The sequence below is a fragment of the Chitinophaga agrisoli genome, assembly GCF_008386695.1.
Classification (GTDB): Bacteria; Bacteroidota; Bacteroidia; order Chitinophagales; family Chitinophagaceae; genus Chitinophaga; species Chitinophaga agrisoli.
The window spans coordinates 2,026,186-2,047,748 of record NZ_VUOC01000004.1; the positions used below are offsets into that span (position 1 = coordinate 2,026,186).

The window sequence follows — 21,563 nt, forward strand, 5'->3', positions numbered from 1 at the left end:
GCTATCATTATCTCCTTACGGTTATGTTATCAAGGAGCCTGGAAAGCCCATTGCTGGTTAGCTGCGTTGGTAGGCGCCCATTGTTGTACCAATGCGCCATTGGCCGTGCTGCCGCCGGCTACTTCCACAAACTTGTTGCTGGATGCGGACTGGATGGTATAGTATCCACTGGTAGTGGGCGTAACGATCCAGCTTTGGTTGGTGTAATCATACAGTACGATGCCCGTTCCATCTGCGGTAGCATTATTCTTTACCTGCAAAGAACGACCACTCTGTACGCCAGTGATCTTGTAACGGCCGTTGCCCAGCTGCGTTACCGTCCATTCCTGGTTGGCGCCGCCGCCGTATGCCCATTGCTGCAGGGGCGTATTGTTGGCCGTGAGCAGGTCTTTTGCATCCAGGGAAAGGCCGCTGTTGCGGTTGATGACCTTATAGGTACCGGTGGTTAATTGCTGAGACGGCGTACCATCCAGGTAAGGCGCGATGACAGGCTGCAGCAGGCCCGCGGCTTTTATGTTGCCAGCTACGCTGGGGTGCAGTCCATCTGTATAATCTGCGTTCGTGAGCCAGCCATTGGTATCAATGTAATGCACTTTAGTATCGCCGGCAGCGATGCGGGCATTTACCGCCGCGATGGTAGGGTTGGTCATTACGTTGATGAAAGTGCGCATCACAAAGATCTCTACGTTGGGGAACTTAGCGCGGATATTAGCCAGGAAGCTGGTGTAAGTATCGCGGAACTGATCTTCCGGTACATGCCCGTTATCGTTAGTACCCAGGTTAATGACGATGACCTTTGGCGTGTAGCGCGTAAAATCCCAGGCGGGAGCTGTGGTATAGGCAGGATTCTGCAGTTTAAAATACTGCACGTCCATACCGGGGCCGTTATCGCTGCCGCTTACGAGGCGTACGCCGGGATAAGCGATCTGTGTATGCTCTGTATGCAGCAGGGTTTCTGAGCATACCCAGGGATAACCGGAGACGTTCACCTGTTCATCTGTATAACCGGCGGTGATAGAGTCGCCTATCCACTCAATGAGCTGGGAGAATACCGGGGGCGGGCTGGTTACGGCGCCGGCATCGAGGATGAGGCCCTGGAATTTGAACTGGTAGTCATAGTCCTTGCCCTGGGCAACGCTAAGGGTATGCGTGCCGTTAGCTAAAGGCACCGGCGTAAGGTTGATGGTACCGTTGGCATTATAATAACTTACCCAGGGACCATTATCGATCTTAGCAAAATAATGGGTAGGGTAACCGACCTTGATCTTTACGGTAGTACCGGTAAAGTTAACGCGGATGTAGGCGCCGCCCCAGTAGCTGGCATATTCCGCCGGGTTGGAAAAATCCCAGCGGCCGAAGTATTTGATGTTGGTATCGGCCAGATCACCGGGAATGGCGGCGGCATTGGGCGTAGCGGCGCCTGTTTTAAGGGCTTTGCCAGTGTCTGCGTCCGGATCCATCATATGGGATTTTACACAGCATAGGTTAAGCAGGGCCAGGGCGGCCAGGCTGAAGAGTTTGAGCGTTTTCATTGTTACGATCGTTTCTATGTTTAAGTGATAAAGGCGGTTTTTCAATGCGTATGAAAATACAATTTAGCGGAGGCGGGTTGTTAGCTGCAACGTAAATTATACCGAATGGTATAAGTAGGATATGATAAAAAGCGGCTGTCTGTGGATATACCCGGTTTAATTATCGGGAAACACCGGGGCCGGTCAACGATCAATCCACGGACAGCTGCAGCAGGATCATACGGGTAAACGTTTGATTATCTTCTACTGTACCTCCTTCTTCTTCCAGCCGGCGGTCTCCGGCGTGCTTTATTTTTAGCTGCGCGCTTCTTGCGGATCTTCTTCTCCGGCGGGGGCTGTTTTATCCGGAAGCTGCCATAGAAGGGGGTATGGTCCGTGCCCTTGTCCTTCCAGGTGGAGAGCTCCTCTTTGGTAGCAGGTATGCCCATATAGTCCTCCATGGTAAAGAACTTGTCCGAAGGCGGCGCCAGCGCTGCGCCAGGGCCTTCGGGCGTCATGGTATGCGCGCCTCCTATCAGGATATCTGCCACCTGTCCGTCGCCTTTGCCTGGATAGTTGGTGTTCTGCTGTGAGTGCACCAGGTCCCAGTCGGGGCTTTGCTTTGTTTCCTTCCATACGGTTTTGGCAGATTTTTGCATATATGCGTCGCCGCCCAGTACTACCACCTCTCCTTTTTCCTGGCTTTCGTTGGCCAGCCTCATATGTTCCTTCATCTGTTCAGAGATGGACGAGATAGAGGGCGCGGTATGGATATTGTGAAAGGTGAGCTGCGTATAATCTTTTTTATAATTCTTCTCCTTAAAGCGATGGGTCAGGTTAGCATGTGCCTCTGCATATTCGGCATCCCGTTCACTGTTCTGATAGTTTTTTACCGGCGGGCGTAGCGTATGGGGGCTATTGGAGAGCGGTATACGCCAACGGGTAACCTGCCTGGCTGTTTGCGCCTTTTTTTTGGATTTGCCCGATATACCATCTGCTTCCTTACCAAAGATCAGGGGACCTTTGTCTTCATCATATTCTCTGAACCTTTTTTTGCCCCGGTCATAATACTCGAGCTTAGGCACCTCGTGGATCCTGGCAGTATCATATGCAAGCGGATAAGATTCCCTATACCCGCCTGAACGGAAAGCAGGGCCATCCATCATCTTCAATTCGCTACCCAGGGAAGGTTCTTCCTCCTCCTCTTCCGTTTGTCCGGGCTTAAATTTACGGAGGCCGGTGACAGCCGGGCTTCTGCGGGTGCCAGGCTCACCAGACAAAAAAAGTTGCGGGTTCGTTACCTCCTGGAAAGTAGTGAGGGTGGGATGCATTATATCCATGACCGTGCCAATGGTATCTATTTTCTGTTTCTTTGCCGCGCGGCTGGTTCTCGTACCTATCTTTGCTATATTGGAAGTCATAGCGGAGAACCAGGGCTGGTTGCGCTCTTTATTTACGGCCTCCCGTTTTTCCCGCTGCGCCTTTGTTTCTTCGAACAAAAAATCAGGATCTGCTTTTTCCTCTTCGGTCTCTTCTTCCACTTGTTTTTCCTTGCCTTTCCGTTTTTTCTTTCTCCTGCCATTTTCCTCTTTCTTCTCCACCTCCGGAAATTTGTGCCCCAAAAATTTACCCCAATCCACCTCTAACATACCGTTATTCTCCAGTTCCCAGTCTTCCTTTTTACCGGCAGGCACGGGCGTTTCTTCTTCCTCCGCTTCCTTTGAGATAGCCGCCGGCTTCCCTTTGGGGCGGCCTCGCGCCAATTGCGCTACCATCGAGGATAAGGGCGTTACGGCTGGCAGCGCCGCCGCCCGGGGCCCAGGCTCGCCCGCTACAGCAAGACGGCCTGGTTGCAAGGATTGTTTTTCTTTAGGATCGGTCATATTTGAGGGATATTCCGGTTACAATTTGAGGGGCACCTTTTTGCCGGTGCGGCAGGCTTCGTAGATAGCGTCGATGATCTTGAGGTCCTTTACGGCTTCCTCGCCATCTACCGGCACTATGGGTTGTTTGTTGTCAAAGATCAACGCTGCCATCTCATCCATCTGCACGGCCTGATGGATGGTATGGGGGCCTGTGAGCTCGCCTTTATTCGTACGGCCTTTGATGGGGCCGTAACCGGTAGAGGGCTGGAGCTCTGCAAAACCTTTATCGCCATTGAGGAAGAAGCGGTCGAGGTTGTTCATGCTATAGGTAGACAGGCAGGAGGCCACGGCACCGCTAGGGAAACCGAACTGGAACTGGATGGTCTCATCCACCCCTTCTTTAAACTTAACGGGATCTGTTTTGGTTTCCTGTGCGGTGACCCAGATGGGATCCTCGCCTGTCATGTAGCGGGCGCCGTTGATGGAATAGATGCCAATATCCATCATAGACCCGCCGCCGGCCAGCTGTTTGTTGAGGCGCCACTGGGTGGGATCGCCAATCTTAAAACCGCTGAGGCCCTGGAAGAACATGATCTTTCCGAGCTCGCCATCCTTACGCATGCGGATGATCTCGAGGGTATTGGGCTCGAAGTGCATGCGGTAGCCTACGAGGAGTTTTACGCCGGCTTTTTTGCAGGCGTCTACCATTTCCTGGCCCTGTTTTGCATTGATGGACATGGGCTTCTCGCTGATGGCGTGTTTGCCTGCTTTTGCCACGCGGATGACCTGATCGTGGTGGAGGGCATTGGGCGTGATGACGTACACTGCGTCGATATCCGGGTTATCCCTGATAGCGTCGAAGTTCTCGTAGTTATAACAGTTCTTTTCCGGAATATTGTATTTAGCCTGCCATGCTTTTACTTTGGCCGGCGTGCCACTGATGACACCCACCAGTTTGGCGCGTTTACAGGTCTGCATGGCTTCCGCCACGCGGGTACCATATCCGCCCAGACCACAGATGGCCACGCGGAGGATCTTACCATCCTGGGGCTTATCTACTACGGGATTGCCAAAGGACTTGTACAATGGCAGGAAAGGAACGGCCACGGAGGCCGCGGCGAGTTTCTGCAAAAAGATACGACGTGAATTCATATAAAAGCGGTTGTGTTGTTTTAAGATAGTGTGTTTATGTAAAAGCACAGACCGGTTCCCTGCTGTTTAAAAAGATAGTTACTCAATATAAGGAATTTATTTTCTTGGAGGAGCGGGAGCGGGCAACGCCGGATCTCCGCAGCTGCAGGCCGCTTTCATTTCCCAGATACGGTTCTGTTGGTTAACCAGCGGATCCGGCCTATTTGATGTATCTTTTAATTGCAGGCTTTTAATGCCGTTGCTGATCTCCGCGGTATCCGGCCTGACCGATGCACCTTCTAACTGCAGGCTTTTTATACGGTTGATGATCTCTGCGGTTTCCGCCGCTTCCAGTTTTACGGTGAGGGATAAGTTATTTGCCGTGGTAAATTGCCGCTGGCCGTAATATGACCGCTTTCCATTATCATCTTCGGAAATGACCATTATATATCCTTTTACGCCCATTGGCAGGGGCACTTCCCCGTCTGTAGTTTTAAAGCCATACGATTTGCCATCTTTTAGCGGGCCGCCTTCCACAAAGATCTTATAGTCCGGGATGATGAGGAAGACACTGGGCGTGGGGGCTTTACCGCTCACGGATACGCTGAGCCGGGCCGGTTCGTATTTCTTAAAATCCTTTGCGAGGATATCGAGGTTGTGCCAGCCGAAGGCGGTTACCTGGAAGGAGTAGTAAGCGCGCTGGCGGGCGTAGGGGTCTACATAGTCCGGCGTTAGCGCGACCGCTGTGCCGCGGGTGGCGGAGGTTGTTTTGCGTATGGACGTGGGCGCGTCATCCTGTGGCAGGGTGTCGTCCTGATATTGGGAGACGTCTATATAGTCTGAGGAAGCGCCCGCAATTGTGTCTTCGCCCTGGAGGTTATTTTCATAATTCAGGTAGATCTCATTGTTTGAAAGTTCCATGCTATCCCAGGCTGCCAGGTACGATTCACAACTATCACATTTGCCCGTCATTAATTGGGCGGGCACCTGGCCGAAGATCTGCTTTCCTTGCTGGTCTATATAGGCGTAGAGATCCCGCAGGTCCTGCTGCGTTAATGCAGGAAAGGCCGGCATGGGCTGCTTATTGTATGCTTTAAATAAACAGCAGGCGTATGTATTTTCCTTGAACACCATTTCCCTGGCGTCTTTTGTAAATGCGAATACGGCAGCGGTATCATGGCCCCAGCGCTGCATAGCACCGTAGAGCGCCGGGCCAGTCACCGGTTTAGCCACTGCATGGCAGGAGGCGCAGTTCTGCTGGAAGAGGTCTTTGCCATTATGCACGTCTGTTTTTGGCAGCTGCTCCGGCAGCGGCTGGGGATCTATCCAGTTGATACCGTTGGGCGTTTCCTGGCCTTTGAACTGCATCATACCAGGTAGCCTGTCCATGGCGGGCATCTTTATTTCTATAGAGCGTTGGATGGTGATCTCCTGCCCGGGGGCATTTATGTAGATCATACCGGCGCTTTGCAGCGGCAGGCCATCGCTTTGCGTGCGGAGGCCGGCGAGGAGGATGTCTGTTATGGTGATGGCTTCTTTTATTTCGATACGGGCCGTGGCGCCGGCAGCCGGTTTAAGGGCCCTGGCGGGGATGGAGATCACCGTGCCGCCTTTGAGGTTGAGCGTGGTATCTTTTTCTGTGTTGATGGTGAAAGTTTGTGTTGGGAGGCTGTCTGTACTAAGCATGGCCGGCAACGGGCGTAACTGTGATGATGGGTTGCATGCCGCGACCAATAGCAAAATCAGACAGGCAAAGGATAGTATTTGCAGTTTCACGGGTAGAGGTATTTGGGGGATAAAGATAATTTTTATTCCGGGTTGGAGGTACTGCGTAAGTAGTTCAGTCAGGCGTTGTAAATTTGGGTAGTAGCCCGGCTGTAGCCCTCAAATTGATAACCCTGTCTGTCTTCCGTAACACACCGACTATGACCACGAAGAGAAACGAGATCCTGCTTGAAATTACCTGTTATCTGCTGGTACTGCTGTTCCTGTATACGGGGTTTAGTAAGTTACTGACGCAGGAGGCATTTGAGTTTGACTTACTCTCTACACAGATCAACCAGTTCCTGACGCCGGTATTGGCGGTGGGGGTACCGGTGGTTGAATTACTGGTGGCTGGGTTGTTGCTGATCACGCGGTTCCGGAGGATAGGACTGTACAGCGCTTTTGTTCTAATGGTGGTTTTTACTTTGTATGTGGGCTATATACTGGCGTTTGCCGGGCATAAACCCTGCTCCTGCGGTGGGGTGATCAGGACGATGAGCTGGCGGGCGCATTTGGTGTTCAATATTGTTTTTACCCTGATCGCGTTTACCGGGATGGTGTTGCATAAGCGGAAATATATTGTTGAGGAGACTCCCCTATTCATTTAAATATATTTTTATGAAAAGAGCAAGAATTTTACTGGGTGTTCTTTGTGTGGTGATAGCTGGCGCCGCGGCCGCGGCGACCAGGATCACGACGGTCAGACAGATCTATTGGTACCAGGATACAGTAGTTGGCGCCTGTAATCCTATATCGATCTTTGAAGAATGTAACGGCCCTGGCACTGGTTGTGTGACTACGGTTGCGCAGCATGGTACGGTTCAATTGTATGACGACATAGATCATAATGATCAATCGAAGTGTATTATTCCGTTGTCGCCTGAACCGTGAGTGATGCCAGTTCCTCTTCTGAATGGGCGTTTGTTATTGCTGCGGGGATACTGTGGTGGTAGCAAATGCCTTTTTTAATTGTAGATGTGTTATGGTGGGAACGGTAATGAAGGGAGAAAGCCGTGGGTGTTTATCCACGGCTTTCTTTGAGGGATTTATCAGGCAGATCGAAACAGACGCCTATCGGGATAAATAGGCAATACATTTAATTTTTCTCATATATTTTAATTCGTCTGATATTCCAGGGGGCATTTCGTGGTAGGGTGTAACGTTTACATGCAGTTGCAGTAACGTTGCTAAGCAGTTGCATAGCAATACCGACCCAATATTAAGGTTGCAGGTATGGCTGAATTTTTTCTTCACTAAGTCCCATACAGGCGCAAAACTCCGCTATAGTTACCAGGTCATCCTGACCTTTTCCAAGACGTTTCCTGACTTTATTAAGCATTCTCCTGGCCGCCTGATTGCTTTTTCCGGTGATGTTCTCGATATCCTGGGTGTGAATTATCAGTCTTTGTGGAATTTTCTTACTCATCTCTTTTTTGGTGTTTTCGGTTAAAAAGTAGCTATCAAAACGATCGTTTTGTATCAAATATGATCGAAACGTCCGTTTCATTTTTTTGCGTTAGCGATCATTTTTAGTATTGCACTATCAAACACAAAAATAAAGAAAATGTTACAGAATGAAAGCGCTGAAATCGAGTTCTGGACAGCATTTCACCATGGTGAGGGCTTAAACGGTATGTGCCCCATAACATACTGCCAAATACATAATTTTTTAAGCAAATTTCTTATGGCAAGTAACATAAGTAAACGTATCGACAACGATCCCGCATTTGAGCGTACCCGGGAAAACATGGCCGAATTTGAGCGGGCGGCCAATGCCGGCAAACTGTTAAACGACTCCTTCCGTGTGCTATCTGGGCGGTCCGGCGACCGCAAGCTGACGCAACGGCTGTCTGCCAAGATGTACAAGGTGCTCAAGGAAGACAAGGTGAATGACCGCGGCATGCGAACCGTAGCTGAAGGCAATCTGCAGCTGCTGCGCGGATTTGAGTTCAACAACATCGGAAAGCTGTCTACTGTGCTTTTTACCCCTTACACGGCGAGCATAGACCGCGTCGCTGGCACGCTGAACATCAGCATTCCCGATTTTGTTCCTCAAACGGTGATGAAAGCCCCACAGGGCACTACGCATTTCGCCATTGTGTCTGCTGCCTCCGAGTTGGATTTCGCCAATGGCCTCCAAAACGGCGTTAATACCGAGACAGCGCCCCTTGTCTATGGATCCCAAACTGAGCCTGCCATCACCCTGAACAACGCGCTTACAGCGAATAGTACCCGGCCGTTGTTCCTGGCACTGGGCGTGAAATACTTCCAGGAGACAAATGGCAAGTATTATCCGCTGAACACAGGGAGATTTAATCCCCTGTCGATTGTCCAGGTTGATGTAGCAGCCTAATGGCGCCGCGCGTGATGTGTTTTTCCTAGTTTGTTTCATAGCATCAGGTTAAACGGTAGAACGTTCTCTTTCCGCCGAAATGAAAAAAAGTAGGGCTGTAGTTTTACAGCCCTGCCTTTATCACTTCCTCAAGTCAGGGCTGGATGCCGGGAAAGCGATGATATTAAACATCTCGCGCATGCAGCTGCGAATACGGTAGCCATACCGCTCTTCTATCTCCGCTGGGTCTAAATTCGTGGTAATATGGGTTAACATCCCATATTTTATGAATAGATCGTACCGAACTGAGAGTATCATACGCATTAGATCCGTTTTATCGCCATAGTGAGACAGATTTCCTTCATGTCCCAGGTTCTCGAAGCATCTGGCAAGCGGCCTATCGTTGACTGAAAATGATCTGGTCGTCAGCTGTTCGATGGCCACTGCACCATGCTTCGCAAAGTCCAAGGAGACCTGATCACAAGATATCATCGCAAAAGGCAGCACCTCACTAGCTAAAGATCGAAAGATACGCATCAGCGCGCTTTTGCCGCATCCTATTGGACCGGCAAGCAGGATGCCTTTATTTAGCGATATACCTTCTTTTGCAGCCCGTGCCTCATCCAGCAAAAACCAGGTGAGCAATTTCAGAATAACTGGCTCAGTTTCACTAGTTATTTTATACCCGGGGCCATAGATCTCCTTTCCCTTAATACAGATGGCCTCCAACGCAAGATCATAGCTAGTAGGCTCCATAATCTTTCCCTCCGTGTTTGTTATTATTTTTTGCGGGTGCATAGTTGCTATTTTTCTTTAGGTTATTGTTTCCTGACATCCATTTACGCGCAACGGCTTCCCATATGTTGACAGGCTTACCGTCCGATGTATGCCAGTACTTGTTCTCATAATGGAAAAAGAAGGCTTCCGCTTCGTTTGCCGGATAGTTCATTGACTTGAAATAATCCTTTACTTCCTGGAGCGTTGGCGGCGGAGGGGGTACTTTGCGGAAGGATCTTGAGCGGGATTGTTTGCCCGACCGTGAATCATTGGATAAGTTAGTTCTGACAGAAATTTTGAAATGTTTCCTACCTGAACCTTTAGCATGTGATTTCCGAGCGCGCGCCCGTCTCCCCTTGTGTACCCTGTTTGAACATTGTTTATAATTGGACTCATCTGTTGGGGGGGCAGATTGCGTTCCTTTACCAGGGTTACCCGGCGTTTCATGCGGGGTACCAGCGCACTGGTTGCCCCCTGCATTATCTGGGGACGTTTCCTTTGGTCCCCCATTTGTTGAAGGGGTAGGCTGTAATGGTATCATTGTAACCTGAGCAAAATTGACACCGGGATCATACTTGAAGTAGCCTTTGTCACGCAGCGATCTGAGGTATTTTCGATAGGTATTCTCCGAATGGATACCACTTACGGTCATCAGTCGCTGGCAATCCAGGAAGAAAGGGTTTTCGAACCGCCTGGTATTCCATAGGTCGAAAATTGCCATATACAAGCAGAACTCATATGGCGCCAGATTGTCGCCATTGCGTTGACGCTGGAAAAAGGCGTTTAAATGTGCGATGTAGTTCATTCATTCTAATTTTTAGTTAGTAATAGGTCTAATATGTCCATCGGATTGTAATGATGAACGCCTTTCCGTTTTACGGTGGAAATAACTCCGTTTTCACGCATGAAACATAGTTCGCTGGGTGATACGCGGAAGATTCCGACAATTTGCTTGCTCCTAAGTAACAGCGGTGTCAGGCTGTTTTGCAGAAGCAGCGCGGAGAGAATGTCGTTCAGGACGGCATCTTTGATGGCTTCCTCCTGGGAGGAGAGCGGTGGTCGTTTCATAGTTTTCCTTGTTTGGGTTATAAAATGTTTGTTTAATAAGGTGCAGCAAGGCATGCAGAAGAATTGAAGCTTCTGTTGCCTGGCATGCGCAAGTTAATTTGGGTAAGATTCCAGAGAAGGCGTTGGGGAAGTGTAACTAGTAAGAACGAAAGCGACGCGAAGATAAGGAATGGATTGATTTGATAATTTATGGATGCTAAAAAAAATTTAGACTGTGGAGATTAAAAATGATTGGGGACTATCTCAGTGACTGTGTAAATTTCAAAAATTGAAGTTCGAAGCAGGGCCTATATCTTGATTATTAAAAGATTCAGCTTGGGGGTTAAGATCAATTAGTCCCTCTCCTTTGCCAATGACATTTTAACACAGCACTATTTGTCAAGGCACCTGTACGCAAATGTACGATATGATAACAATCATATGGTTATTATTCAAGTTTAACTTCAAATATTCACCGTATTCGAAAAATATAACCGACAAAATAGCGCTCGTCACGTCTTCTTGAAATTACTTAGCTGGACAATATAACTTAAAATAAGCAGCGAAAATGTCAATGTGAAAATTTGCGGAAATACCTGATACCGCAGCACCACTGGAGACGAAAATACGCCAAATAATAAATTGCATATCCAAACGAATGCCACTAGATTAATAGCAGTTTTGAAGAACGAACTTTCCAATCCTGACCTAAAAAGGAGAATAAGAATAACATATGACGACACAAACACCCAGTTGACCATTGCAAGAAATAATGGAAATACCTTTACTATTTTAATCTCCCTTCCGCTCGAAGAAGAATGGACTTTATTACTTTTGAGTCTGAACCAACTTACAGCTATATTATCCAACGTATCTCGTCCCATGTTATACACGATCAAAAATTCAGTTGGTGGCACATAATAGTGAATCATATTGGGAATCAAATAATATCTCATAAAGGCCCCCGGATGTCGTTTGATGAGAAATGCCCCATATTTCCCATATAGCGGAGAAACAGCTGCCCATCTTTTAAAAATCTCCGTTGAATCATCCTCTTTAAACCTTTCATGCATGTATGTCTTAAGCGGCGCCCGGTTATCCCACAAATAGTAAATACTCAATTCCATATCGGGTCGCTGAAGCACACTATCCATGTACCTCATATGTCGATTAGTAACTGCATGCAACTCTTTAAGTTCATGAGGAACAGTCTCTATAGGATCAAGCGGAACCACATGCGAATACGCAAACAACGCATTACTCGCCAGTTGCCAACCACCAAATATTGAAAACTGGGCGAAACCTGTGACTTTATAATGCAGATACATTGTTCTCACTACATATCCTCCCATCAATAGGACGACAACCATCACACCCACCAACCGCTTCCATACACCATTTTTTGACACGGCAATGACCAGCAGGCTAATAACCGGGTAATAAAGCGCGTTATAGCGTACTGAAAAGGCTACCAACAATGCTATTGCATGAAATAAAAATAAATAAACGGAAGGTCGAAACAGTATCCATAGCAATTGTGTAATCCAAATTAAGCTGACCCCGGTAAATACTGCATCACTAGAAACAAAGTTTGCCACGTACAATAATAAAGGGTTAAAGAGATTGCCGATCAGCAATACATGAAGCGTCACTCTCCCTACACCTAATAAAAAACTAACAGAAAGAATAAAATAGAGTATGCCCGCTTGCAAAAACAGATACTGAAAAACGACAAGTGATACATGGGAGGTAGAGAAGTAATTGAATATCGCTAAAAAACTGGAATACCCGGTGGCCCAGATATTAACATCCCAATCTTTAGCGGCCGCTTCTATATACGAGTAAGAGTCAGGAAAAAAACTAGGATACGGGTAATGATACTTATAAAAGATTATCTGCAAAACAATAGCTATGCCGTATAAAGTACACATCCATACTTTAGCTTTAGCACTCCAAAGCCAGTCAATAAAAGGGGAACTCACTGGAACATGCCGGGCTATTCTAAACCATTTAATATCAATTTTTAGGGTCTTCATAAATAAATTAATAAATATCAAAGCAGATCGTATTTTATATCGTCACCCTAATATTTACTCTACTACAAATATGGTAGTAAAGTCACACTCAATACTAACAGGTGCAATAGAACATCTTACGACCTGCATGTGTGCTGAGCCTTGATTCCCGAAATTCCTATAAGGAACTGGCACTGTGCAAAACGGCCTTTCGGGAGCGGTACAATAAGCCTTACCTGCAGGGCTTTGAATCCTAAGTGCAAACGCACCACCTACCAATCCAAGTATTACGATGAGCGTAAACAAAACTTTTGCCTTCATCATACATAAATCCTTTCAAGGTTAATAATATCTTCTTCGGCACTATACATGTCTAATGATTAATTATAGTTGTCGTACAGTCATAGAAATCTGATGGAAGATAATCTTTCTTACTGCAGTGTAATTATCATTCAATCTTTGAAGACTAACAACCAATAAAGAATTGTCAAAACTAGCAAAAGTATGGCACTGCGATCTAGTTTACGGTGATTTACCATAAATTACCCTACTATACAACGATTCTTCTTGTCTTAACCCTCAAAATTCGATTTGGGTCTATGAAACTCCATTCCATACAATTTCTTCGCTCCATTGCTGCGTTGCTAGTCGTTTATGTACATGCTATCGACTTACAAATGCAGTTTTCTGTATCGAAACAACAAAATTTCTTTTATTTACAAAATTTCGGTGCCATCGGGGTTGATATCTTCTTCGCAATCTCAGGTTTCATCATCACATTTGTGGCGAACAAATATACCGGAACAAAAAGCGGATTTAACTTTCTAGTGAAGCGCTTTATCAGGATCAATCCTATATACTATGTTGGAAGTGCCTTATTAGCACTATCAATGTTAACCTACGCCTGGATAAGAGGATCTCAAATATTCTGGCCACAGCTACTAAGCAGCCTCGCCGACACCTTGCTTATAGTACCTGTCACGGGTGACACCAATCAATACAACCCAATACTATTAATTGGATGGACTTTAAGCTTTGAATGGTTTTTTTACCTCGTTTTCATTCTACTAATTATATTCAGAAGCACTAATAAGCCTTTGCATCTCGTACTATTAATTACAACGCTTGTTATTCTTGGGAAAATTGCCGCTCCAAGTGACTACCGCCTAATATTCATCACCAACCCCGTCCAATTAGAATTTTTATTAGGTGTTATCACTTGCTGGGTGTATTTAAACTTTCACGTAAACAACCGGATCGCGGCCTTACTGGTGATATCAGGCATAGTTGGTTTCATCTATTCAATATTCTGGGGCTATGGGGAAATTTCAGAAGCGGGCCATACACTCTCAGGGCAACTGAGCATGCAACGTTTTCTTCTATGGGGCGTACCGAGTGGCCTCCTGACAGCAGGTTGTATTCTACTCGAAAAAAATGGCACATTGAATTGGATATGGAATAATAAGCTATCTAGAATTACAGGTGATGCATCCTACTCTATTTACCTAGTGCATTTGACAGTATTTTATATTTGCTCTATTTTATACAGTAAAATAGGCTTTCCATTCAATCCGGACCTCAGCATTTTCATGCATGTGGGTATTGCAACACTGATCGGAATCATCTTTTATAAACTAGTGGAATCACCCTTACTAAATTATCTTCAGTACAAGCATTTACAACGTTCTGCACCCACTTACCTTTCAGGGAATTTGGCTTAATAAAAGGATCGCACATACCTTCAGCGCCTCACCGGCTTGTAACGCAAACAGCAATAGTACAAACTAACCGCTTTTGCGTTTTCATATTCAAGACCTTTTCAACGATGAAAAAAATATATTTAGTCATTCTATTCCTTAAGTTCCTGCCAATATGCTCTTTCGGACAAAAACCGAATATCGATACGAGTACCTTTAACAAGTGGCCAAGCATTGGTGACGCCGTGATAAGCAATGATGGTAATTACGCAATGTATGTGATCGATAACCAACCTGCAGGCTCCAGTTTTCTAACGTTACAGTCCACTAAAAACAGCTGGAAAATGCAACTCGAAAACATTAAGACATTTCAGGCAAAATTCACAGAAGATAATCGATATGTCATATATCCTTACAGCGAAGATAGCCTGGCTATCGTTACTCTCGGCACGTCCTCTGTCTCTTATATACCCGATGCAAACAATTTCCAACTATCAACCAATACTGGTAACACATGGTTGGCCTATAATCAAAAAAGTAGTCCAGAAAAGTTCATTGCAATGAACATTGAAACGGGAGAAAAGAAAACTTTCTCCGCTGTTAGAAGTTTTTTATTTGCTCCCAAAAGTGATGATCTTCTTCTACAGAGAGAAAGAAAACAGGGGAATATAGTGGAACAATCTCTGGAATGGCTTACACTTAACAACGGTAAAATAAAAACGATATGGACGGCCGACATTAACCGGCAAAAAATAGTAGATGGCAGTTTCCTTTTTGACCAGGAACATAGTCAACTAGCGTTCATGGCATCTCAACCCCATAATATTAACAAATCTATCCCCCAAAAAACGATATGGCACTATAAAAAGGATAATGATAAAGCCATTCTATTGCTGAATGAAGACACGTTGCTTACTAATAATAAGTTAGAAATAGATAGATTGGCATATGATGGTTTTAATAGGGATGGAAGCAAATTATTCTTTACTTTAAGGGATACAGACATTCCCCGTTCAAGAACCAGCAGTGTGCAAGTAGACGTCTGGAGCTATCAGGATCCTGTCCTTCAATCACAACAGCTCTATGAGCTAAATAATGGGTGGAAAGGTGCGGCCCACTACTATACAGCAGTTATTAATATTAATAACCGTCACGTGACCAGGTTAACGCATAGGAACGAAGAGTTTGTAGAAATCAGGACTGGAGATGAAAAAACCAACAATTATGTCATTCTAAGTGAGCCGCCTGAAATAAACTTAATTAGCAGACAAACTCCTTACCGCTATTACCTACAATCCGTCAGTAGCGGAGAAAAGAGAAAAATAGAGGGCCAGTATAATATAAGTTTATCGCCATCTGAAAAGTATATCATCTACTATAATCCAAAAGACAGTACCTATTATAGTTACGAAATTTCCTCCAGCATCACGCGTAACCTCACCAAGGGGCTTTCTATTAACTGGTTAAAAGAAAACCATGATCATGTTCATAACAGGAATACCAGTCCAATTGGCATCGCGGCCTGGCTTGGTAACGACACCGCCGTTCTTATATATGACCATTTTGACATATGGCAGATAGACCCCAAAGGAATAAATGCACCAGTCAATATAACTAACGGATATGGCCGGGAACATAATATTATTTTTAACCTCGCATTATACAGTGCATCCGGCCGCAGCGTAATTTATGATCCCAGGGAAGAAATTATACTCACCGCCTTTAATACATTAAACAAAAAAAATGGCTTTTACAGCAAAAAGCTTGGAGATAAAGGAGACCCCGATCTTTTAAGTATGACCGATAATATATACTATTCACCTCGTTTCTTTATTGGTTCTCAACCATTATATTCAACAAATAAAAATGCTTTTATTCTCAAGCGGGAGAGTGCTGCAGAGTCCCCCAACTATTTCTTTACAACTAATTTCACGACCTATCAATGTCTAACCAATATACATCCGGAAACCCAATACAACTGGTTAACAAGTGAATTACATACGTTTCAAGTATCAAAAAAATTTCCTACACAAGGCACTTTATACAAACCCGACAATTTCGATCCGAACAAAAAATACCCCGTCATATTCTACTACTATCAAAAACTTACTCCCGAGTTAAACCGCTACCACTTCCCATCGGCTTCCGTTGGCCCAATTAATATTCCCTGGTTTGTTAGTAATGGCTACTTAGTCTTCACACCCGATATATATTTTCAGGAAAATGTGTCTGTCGGAGAAAGCGCCCTGGCAACTCTTACATCTGCAGCACAATACCTATCAACATTCCCGTTCATTGATCCGCAAAGAATGGGCATCCAAGGTTGCAGCTTTGGTGGCTATGAAACGAACTATATTGTAACGCACACAAACCTGTTTGCGGCGGCATGTTCTCAATCCGGAGTTTCAGATTGCACAAGCGCTTACCTAAGCCTGACGGAATATGGAAATATTAGCGGAACCTATGGGTTCATCTTCAATGATGCCCCATGGCAAAACCCCAACCTTTTTATGAGCGCCTCTCCGATACTACGGGTAAATGATGTTACTACACCTTTTCTTATAGCCCATAATAAAGGAGACAAAACCGTACCCTTTTCACAAAGCCTGGAATTCTTTCTAGCATTGCGAGAAGCACGCAAAAAAGTTTGGCTTTTACAATATGATGACGGGGGACATACAATTGACGGCGAAAGCTCCGCAATTGACTATAGCATTCGCTTAATGCAATTCTTTGATCATTATCTTAAGGATAAACCAGCCCCAAAGTGGATGACGCATGGAATACCCGCCAGGGAAAAAGGGGTTGTTGACGGGCTATCTTCTGATGACAAAGCTCAACCATCCAATTAGATGGGATTTGAATATCTTTAAACCTGTAAACTGATCTTATTATATACAGGAGGACCTCTTAGCACTAGCTGACTTATCAGCAACATGCTGAGCTCTTTCACAGTCGCTATAGGGCTAAGTATATGGTAGTAAGAGGACATACGGCGTTCGGAGCCAGGCTACAGAATGTATACGGAATAGTCCCCATACCTTGATCTACAAAAGTGCGGGGCAGTACAGGAGTTTGTACACTGCTGTCCGTTTTTGCAACGAACAAAATAATCGGCAGGTGGGGCACCGAAGCTTTAATGCTAATACTCCTCCTACAATTGTAAATACAACCATCATCATCAACATTATTCTAGCCATTTTATAAAATTTACACTTCAACTCAAAGTAAATAATTTATATAACCCACAGGACCTGTATGGTCCTGTGGGTGAAAGTTAATACGTATTCAAACAACGATTATTGAGCTACGTATATAGTGGTAAGCGGACATGTAGCGCTCGGAGCCAGGCTGCAGAATGTATTGGGAATAGTACCCAAATTGTCATTTACAAAAGTGCGAGGCTGCACGGGAATAGTACACTGCTGTCCCTGTTGCAGTGAACAGAATAACCGAGACTGAGGATTATTTGCTTTCAGGGCTAATGCTCCACCTACCACTGCCAATACGCCGATAGCGGTTAACATAATTTTTGCCTTTTTCATGATTACAGCGCTTTTTTAAATCAAAAAGCTAAACTTTAGGTTTCAAATTGTGCTTACTCTTTTATGATGGTTTTCAGCTACCCCATTTCTCAAATTACCGGTAATTGTTATTTAGATCACTGCGCAATTCTGATCAATTGTCCACAACTCTTTTGATATGTTTCGCAGAGACTTTTCCAACAAAGGCTTCCTTTAATCTTTTATCCTTTCCATAAATGGCCAAATAGGGGACACCTTGCGCCTTAAAATAAGTTGGGAAGAATATAGCGGTGTCAATTCCAGTCACAATGTTCGGATATTTACCTAAAGAATAGTGTTCATAGAACTCTTTCATCTCTGGGAACACCGTAGTAGTAAAAATGTAAAAATTTACGTCTTTAAACATCTTCATATTACTTAAGATGTCTTCCATCTGGGCTTTCGAATATGGACAATGCGGCCCAAAATAAAACAACACGGTTGGCATTCCTGAGCTAATTTTTCCCGTATTAAAATACGTTGAACTATCTGCAAGCCACAAGTCGAAATCCGGCATAGGTTTCCCTTCCAATCCTGTCTTTTCTGTTGGCCGCGCATAACATCCTACAAGGAAGATCAGCAGTGATAATAATATGCTTCTTTTCATATTGTTTCCTTTAATTTTGAAGTTTGAGTTTGACATCCACCAATTCCCGTTCTAAATTCTTTAGGTTAGGATTTAATTCCGCCATTTGCTGTCCTCTTGCTTCCCTAATAACATACTCAATAAACAGTATGGTGAACGACATGGAAACAAGTGCAGGAAACAATTGAAATCTCAGTGCAATTGGTGATGCGAACACGCTAAATCCCAAATTTGTCATCCATAGGGGAATAATAAGCCACAGCCCTTTATAGAGACAACGGTTATTCCGAAGGCCATCCAACAATATAAATGAAATGAATCCCAATAGAAACACTACATTCATTACACCTATTAATACGGGATAAAAGTTTAATACACCAACCTTAAAGTCCCTAAATTGAGTTGTCAATTTATTACTCTTATAACCAAACCATGCAAGTGCAATACGAGGCACCGAATCTACCCCCGTGCTATATGTCTGTAGAAATTCAACAGGAGGCGCGTAATACTTTAACGCATTTGGCCACAAATAATATTCCGCGAATTCAGCAGGGTATTTCTTAATAAGATATGCGCCATATTCAGCGTATAACGGAGCGACCGTAGCCCACTGTTTAAGTTTCCCAATGCTAGTATCATTAGGTATTTTTCTTTTCATATATTCCTGCAAGGGAGATATTGGCGCCCACATATAAACCGTACTGGCCTGTAACATCTCTTGCGGATGTTTTTTTGTATCGCGAGTAGTATCAAAATAAGTCCTTACCATACGATCTAACTCCTTAAATTCTGCTGGTACCGGTTTGACATCTGCACTATCTATGTATCGATAGGCATATAGTGCATTATTGGCTAGCTGCCATCCCGTAAAGGGAGAAAACTGCCTCTTTCCTGTTAAGATATTATATTTATTACTAGTATGTTGTACAAACCCACCGATTAATATCAATCCAAGCGCAAAAGCCGCTACTTTTGTTCCCACATGCGCTCTGGATAGCAAAAAAGCTATCGCCATGATAATTGGATAATACAATGCATTATATCGGATAGTGAACAGGATAAATAGTAACACAACATTTTGTAAAATCATACGATTGGTTGGGCGATATACAATCCAAAATAACTGGGTCAACCATATCAGACTAAGCGAGAGAAATACCGCGTCACTGGACACATAATTACTTAAATATAAAAACACGGGGTTAAACAACATAAAGTAAAACAAAATGGCTTTAACAACTCTTCTTGGGTTATAAAAGTAAAACAGCGTAAACAAAAAATACATTATTCCCCCCTGAAGCAACAGATACTGAAACGTCACCAACGCTAGATCTGATTTTGTAAAAACGCTGAAGAGTCTTAATAATCTGGAATAACCAATCGGATAGAAATAGATATCAAGATTATGATAGGCTGCTTCCAGGTACGCATATGAATCGCCGTTAATAAACCCCGCGAACGGATATAGCCATTTGAAAATAATAAACTGTATCAAAATTCCAAATATACCTGTCCATACGAAAAGCCTATTATTCGCATTTTTAAATATATAGTCCTTTAAATTAGATTCTAATCTTCCACTACTCGTGCCTGACGCCTTCACGAGTACATTTTCATCCCCTTGCCTGGATTCCTGTTTTTCTTCATGATACTCCTGTTCTGTATTAATAGCCCATATATTCTTCTTAGATTTAATGCCCGCCGCAATATTATCCACCGCCACCATTGCTGTAAGCATGGAGTGGTCAGAATTATTGTATTTATGCATACCATTTCTACCAACCAAGAAGAGATTCTCGAACTTATCAATATAATTCTGTATAACATCGAAGCGATCATAGGTTCCAAAATACGCCGGATATGTTTTTTCCATTCTTAACACAGTGGCGTCCAACACATTTGCTTCTGAAGCCAATCCAATCTTTTCCAATTCTCCGATAGCCAACTGCTTAATTCTGGCATCCGGTAACTTCCAAAAATCGTCTTCGGTGTTACAAAAAAATTCCATTCCGACCCATGTTGTCTCCGGATCCTTTACCATATAGGGGCTCCAATTATTAAATATCTGCAGCCGTCCCACCTTTACATCCTTTTCCTGTATGTAAATCCAGGTATCATTTAGGTCCAATGGTTTCCACTCCCCTGTTTTCTTATCTCTAAAAGAAAGCTTTTTAAGTAATACCCCAACAGTAATAAAGTCCCGGTATTGGAGACCAGACGCCACATGCTTCACATCTTCAGGTATGGAGCCGTTCAGGCCTCCAATTAGTTCCTGAATGGGCATAGTCGAAAAAAAATAATCGCCTTCCAGGTAACTCGTTTCACCGGTAACACTGTTAATAGCCGACACTGCAGTCACGCACTCTCCGGATTCCTCGGTATAAATGCATTTAACATCTTGGTGCATCAAAATTACGCCTCCCATTTCTTCTACCTGCCTGGCCACTTCCTCCCACAACTGCCCCGGGCCAAGTTTGGGATACAAAAATTGTTCAATCAAGCTGGTTTCTGTATCCTTCTGACCTAAATCAACACCCTCCTTACTTTTTTTACTCTTCCTTGCCAGGTGTAGTGCATGTTGAATAGCTTTGGTAATAGATACTCCTTTTATGCGCTGCGCACCCCACTCTGCTGATATTTTATTACACGCGACGCCCCATACTTTTTCCGTGTAATCCTTAAAAAATAACTTGTACAAAACCTCTCCAAACCGGTTGATCATAAAATCTTCCAAATTCATCTCAGGCTTGCGAGGAACTATTTGGGCTTTCAAATAGGAAAACATGATGGCCATAGTAGTCCATATACCGAGTTTGGTAAGAGTGTCCAGCGACAGTTGAATTGGGTAGGTAAAAAACTTACGCAGGAAATAAATTCTTGACAAACGCTTACGTATCAACATTACCTTATCAGATTCATCGCCCGAAAAGTTATTCACTGATGTTGTCGCATTTACTTCCCGTGACTTATTCTGATAACTGATACTAAAGATGTCTTTCCCGTCGGTCTGCACGGGCATTATATTCAGCCACCAATCCATTACCCTGTCTGACTTAGAAAAAAAACGATGTCCTCCAATATCTATACGATTCCCTTTATAATTAACCGTTTTTGAAATACCACCTATATCCCCAGACTTCTCCAGTATAACGGGAATAATGTCAGTTTTCTTCAACAATTCATATGCGGCTGTAAGCCCTGCTGGTCCAGCACCTATAATAATTGCCTTTTTATTCATATTTGCATATATTAATGACCATACGTAGACTAACCGT

General features: G+C 44.4%; 16 protein-coding genes. 5 read left to right on the forward strand and 11 right to left on the reverse strand.

Annotated features, from left to right (window positions below; translation table 11 throughout):
* Nucleotides 1-29: 29 nt before the first annotated feature.
* The 4 genes from F0L74_RS27170 to F0L74_RS27185 all read right to left on the reverse strand — a co-directional run bounded on the left by F0L74_RS27170 (nucleotide 30) and on the right by F0L74_RS27185 (nucleotide 6,283).
* On the reverse strand, nucleotides 30-1,532 hold the full coding sequence (locus F0L74_RS27170) for an RICIN domain-containing protein (protein ID WP_149841047.1): 1,503 nt from the start codon (nucleotides 1,530-1,532) through the stop codon (nucleotides 30-32).
* A gap of 236 nt (nucleotides 1,533-1,768) precedes the next feature.
* Nucleotides 1,769-3,394, reverse strand: coding sequence for a hypothetical protein (locus tag F0L74_RS27175; protein WP_149841048.1), 1,626 nt, complete (start codon nucleotides 3,392-3,394; stop codon nucleotides 1,769-1,771).
* 18 nt (nucleotides 3,395-3,412) lie between these two features.
* Nucleotides 3,413-4,528: a Gfo/Idh/MocA family protein gene (locus F0L74_RS27180; RefSeq protein WP_149841049.1), complete on the reverse strand. Its 1,116-nt coding sequence runs from the start codon at nucleotides 4,526-4,528 to the stop codon at nucleotides 3,413-3,415.
* A 96-nt stretch (nucleotides 4,529-4,624) separates the two neighbouring features.
* A complete protein-coding gene (locus F0L74_RS27185; RefSeq protein ID WP_149841050.1) occupies nucleotides 4,625-6,283 on the reverse strand; it encodes a c-type cytochrome in 1,659 nt (552 codons plus the stop codon).
* A gap of 149 nt (nucleotides 6,284-6,432) precedes the next feature.
* On the opposite strand from F0L74_RS27185, the gene F0L74_RS27190 reads away from it, so the two are divergent.
* Together F0L74_RS27190 and F0L74_RS27195 are read left to right on the forward strand one after the other, a co-directional pair.
* Entirely contained in the window at nucleotides 6,433-6,879 is a 447-nt protein-coding gene (locus F0L74_RS27190; protein ID WP_149841051.1) for a MauE/DoxX family redox-associated membrane protein, read from the forward strand.
* Between the two features lie 10 nt (nucleotides 6,880-6,889).
* On the forward strand, nucleotides 6,890-7,162 hold the full coding sequence (locus tag F0L74_RS27195) for a hypothetical protein (protein WP_149841052.1): 273 nt from the start codon (nucleotides 6,890-6,892) through the stop codon (nucleotides 7,160-7,162).
* A 328-nt stretch (nucleotides 7,163-7,490) separates the two neighbouring features.
* On the opposite strand, the gene F0L74_RS27200 is transcribed toward F0L74_RS27195, so the two are convergent.
* The gene (locus F0L74_RS27200; protein WP_149841053.1) at nucleotides 7,491-7,778 is read right to left on the reverse strand and encodes a hypothetical protein; all 288 of its coding nucleotides are present in this window, start codon (nucleotides 7,776-7,778) and stop codon (nucleotides 7,491-7,493) included.
* 177 nt (nucleotides 7,779-7,955) lie between these two features.
* On the opposite strand from F0L74_RS27200, the gene F0L74_RS27205 reads away from it, so the two are divergent.
* Nucleotides 7,956-8,624, forward strand: a complete 669-nt coding sequence (locus F0L74_RS27205; protein ID WP_149841054.1) for a hypothetical protein — start codon at nucleotides 7,956-7,958, stop codon at nucleotides 8,622-8,624.
* 120 nt (nucleotides 8,625-8,744) lie between these two features.
* Here F0L74_RS27205 and F0L74_RS27210 read toward each other — a convergent pair whose 3' ends face one another.
* From F0L74_RS27210 to F0L74_RS27225, 4 genes are all read right to left on the reverse strand, one after another.
* Entirely contained in the window at nucleotides 8,745-9,359 is a 615-nt protein-coding gene (locus F0L74_RS27210; protein ID WP_188316189.1) for a P-loop NTPase family protein, read from the reverse strand.
* Nucleotides 9,346-10,185, reverse strand: coding sequence for a hypothetical protein (locus tag F0L74_RS27215; RefSeq protein WP_149841056.1), 840 nt, complete (start codon nucleotides 10,183-10,185; stop codon nucleotides 9,346-9,348). Before F0L74_RS27215 ends, F0L74_RS27210 begins: the two co-directional genes overlap by 14 nt.
* Nucleotides 10,186-10,190: 5 nt before the next feature.
* Nucleotides 10,191-10,448, reverse strand: coding sequence for a hypothetical protein (locus F0L74_RS27220; protein WP_149841057.1), 258 nt, complete (start codon nucleotides 10,446-10,448; stop codon nucleotides 10,191-10,193).
* A gap of 491 nt (nucleotides 10,449-10,939) precedes the next feature.
* Nucleotides 10,940-12,463 (reverse strand): hypothetical protein, encoded by a 1,524-nt coding sequence (locus F0L74_RS27225; protein ID WP_149841058.1) that lies wholly within the window; start codon nucleotides 12,461-12,463, stop codon nucleotides 10,940-10,942.
* 578 nt (nucleotides 12,464-13,041) lie between these two features.
* Here F0L74_RS27225 and F0L74_RS27230 point away from each other — a divergent pair.
* Entirely contained in the window at nucleotides 13,042-14,163 is a 1,122-nt protein-coding gene (locus F0L74_RS27230; protein WP_149841059.1) for an acyltransferase family protein, read from the forward strand.
* Nucleotides 14,164-14,483: 320 nt separating this feature from the next.
* Nucleotides 14,484-16,991, forward strand: coding sequence for an alpha/beta hydrolase family protein (locus tag F0L74_RS27235; protein ID WP_188316190.1), 2,508 nt, complete (start codon nucleotides 14,484-14,486; stop codon nucleotides 16,989-16,991).
* 826 nt (nucleotides 16,992-17,817) lie between these two features.
* Here F0L74_RS27235 and F0L74_RS27240 read toward each other — a convergent pair.
* Nucleotides 17,818-18,309, reverse strand: a complete 492-nt coding sequence (locus F0L74_RS27240) for a TlpA family protein disulfide reductase (RefSeq protein WP_188316191.1) — start codon at nucleotides 18,307-18,309, stop codon at nucleotides 17,818-17,820.
* A gap of 10 nt (nucleotides 18,310-18,319) precedes the next feature.
* Entirely contained in the window at nucleotides 18,320-21,526 is a 3,207-nt protein-coding gene (locus F0L74_RS27245; RefSeq protein ID WP_149841062.1) for an NAD(P)/FAD-dependent oxidoreductase, read from the reverse strand.
* Nucleotides 21,527-21,563: the final 37 nt, after the last annotated feature.

Excerpts from the sequence above, each read along its gene's own strand:
- F0L74_RS27220 (WP_149841057.1), bottom strand. The coding sequence starts at position 10,448 with ATGAAACGACCACCGCTCTCCTCCCAGGAGGAAGCCATCAAAGATGCC.
- F0L74_RS27195 (WP_149841052.1), top strand. The coding sequence starts at position 6,890 with ATGAAAAGAGCAAGAATTTTACTGGGTGTTCTTTGTGTGGTGATAGCT.
- F0L74_RS27200 (WP_149841053.1), bottom strand. The coding sequence starts at position 7,778 with ATGAAACGGACGTTTCGATCATATTTGATACAAAACGATCGTTTTGAT.
- F0L74_RS27210 (WP_188316189.1), bottom strand. The coding sequence starts at position 9,359 with ATGGAGCCTACTAGCTATGATCTTGCGTTGGAGGCCATCTGTATTAAG.
- F0L74_RS27175 (WP_149841048.1), bottom strand. The coding sequence starts at position 3,394 with ATGACCGATCCTAAAGAAAAACAATCCTTGCAACCAGGCCGTCTTGCT.
- F0L74_RS27240 (WP_188316191.1), bottom strand. The coding sequence starts at position 18,309 with ATGAAAAGAAGCATATTATTATCACTGCTGATCTTCCTTGTAGGATGT.
- F0L74_RS27235 (WP_188316190.1), top strand. The coding sequence starts at position 14,484 with ATGCAACTCGAAAACATTAAGACATTTCAGGCAAAATTCACAGAAGAT.
- F0L74_RS27225 (WP_149841058.1), bottom strand. The coding sequence starts at position 12,463 with ATGAAGACCCTAAAAATTGATATTAAATGGTTTAGAATAGCCCGGCAT.
- F0L74_RS27205 (WP_149841054.1), top strand. The coding sequence starts at position 7,956 with ATGGCAAGTAACATAAGTAAACGTATCGACAACGATCCCGCATTTGAG.
- F0L74_RS27180 (WP_149841049.1), bottom strand. The coding sequence starts at position 4,528 with ATGAATTCACGTCGTATCTTTTTGCAGAAACTCGCCGCGGCCTCCGTG.
- F0L74_RS27190 (WP_149841051.1), top strand. The coding sequence starts at position 6,433 with ATGACCACGAAGAGAAACGAGATCCTGCTTGAAATTACCTGTTATCTG.
- F0L74_RS27230 (WP_149841059.1), top strand. The coding sequence starts at position 13,042 with ATGAAACTCCATTCCATACAATTTCTTCGCTCCATTGCTGCGTTGCTA.
- F0L74_RS27215 (WP_149841056.1), bottom strand. The coding sequence starts at position 10,185 with ATGAACTACATCGCACATTTAAACGCCTTTTTCCAGCGTCAACGCAAT.
- F0L74_RS27245 (WP_149841062.1), bottom strand. The coding sequence starts at position 21,526 with ATGAATAAAAAGGCAATTATTATAGGTGCTGGACCAGCAGGGCTTACA.
- F0L74_RS27170 (WP_149841047.1), bottom strand. The coding sequence starts at position 1,532 with ATGAAAACGCTCAAACTCTTCAGCCTGGCCGCCCTGGCCCTGCTTAAC.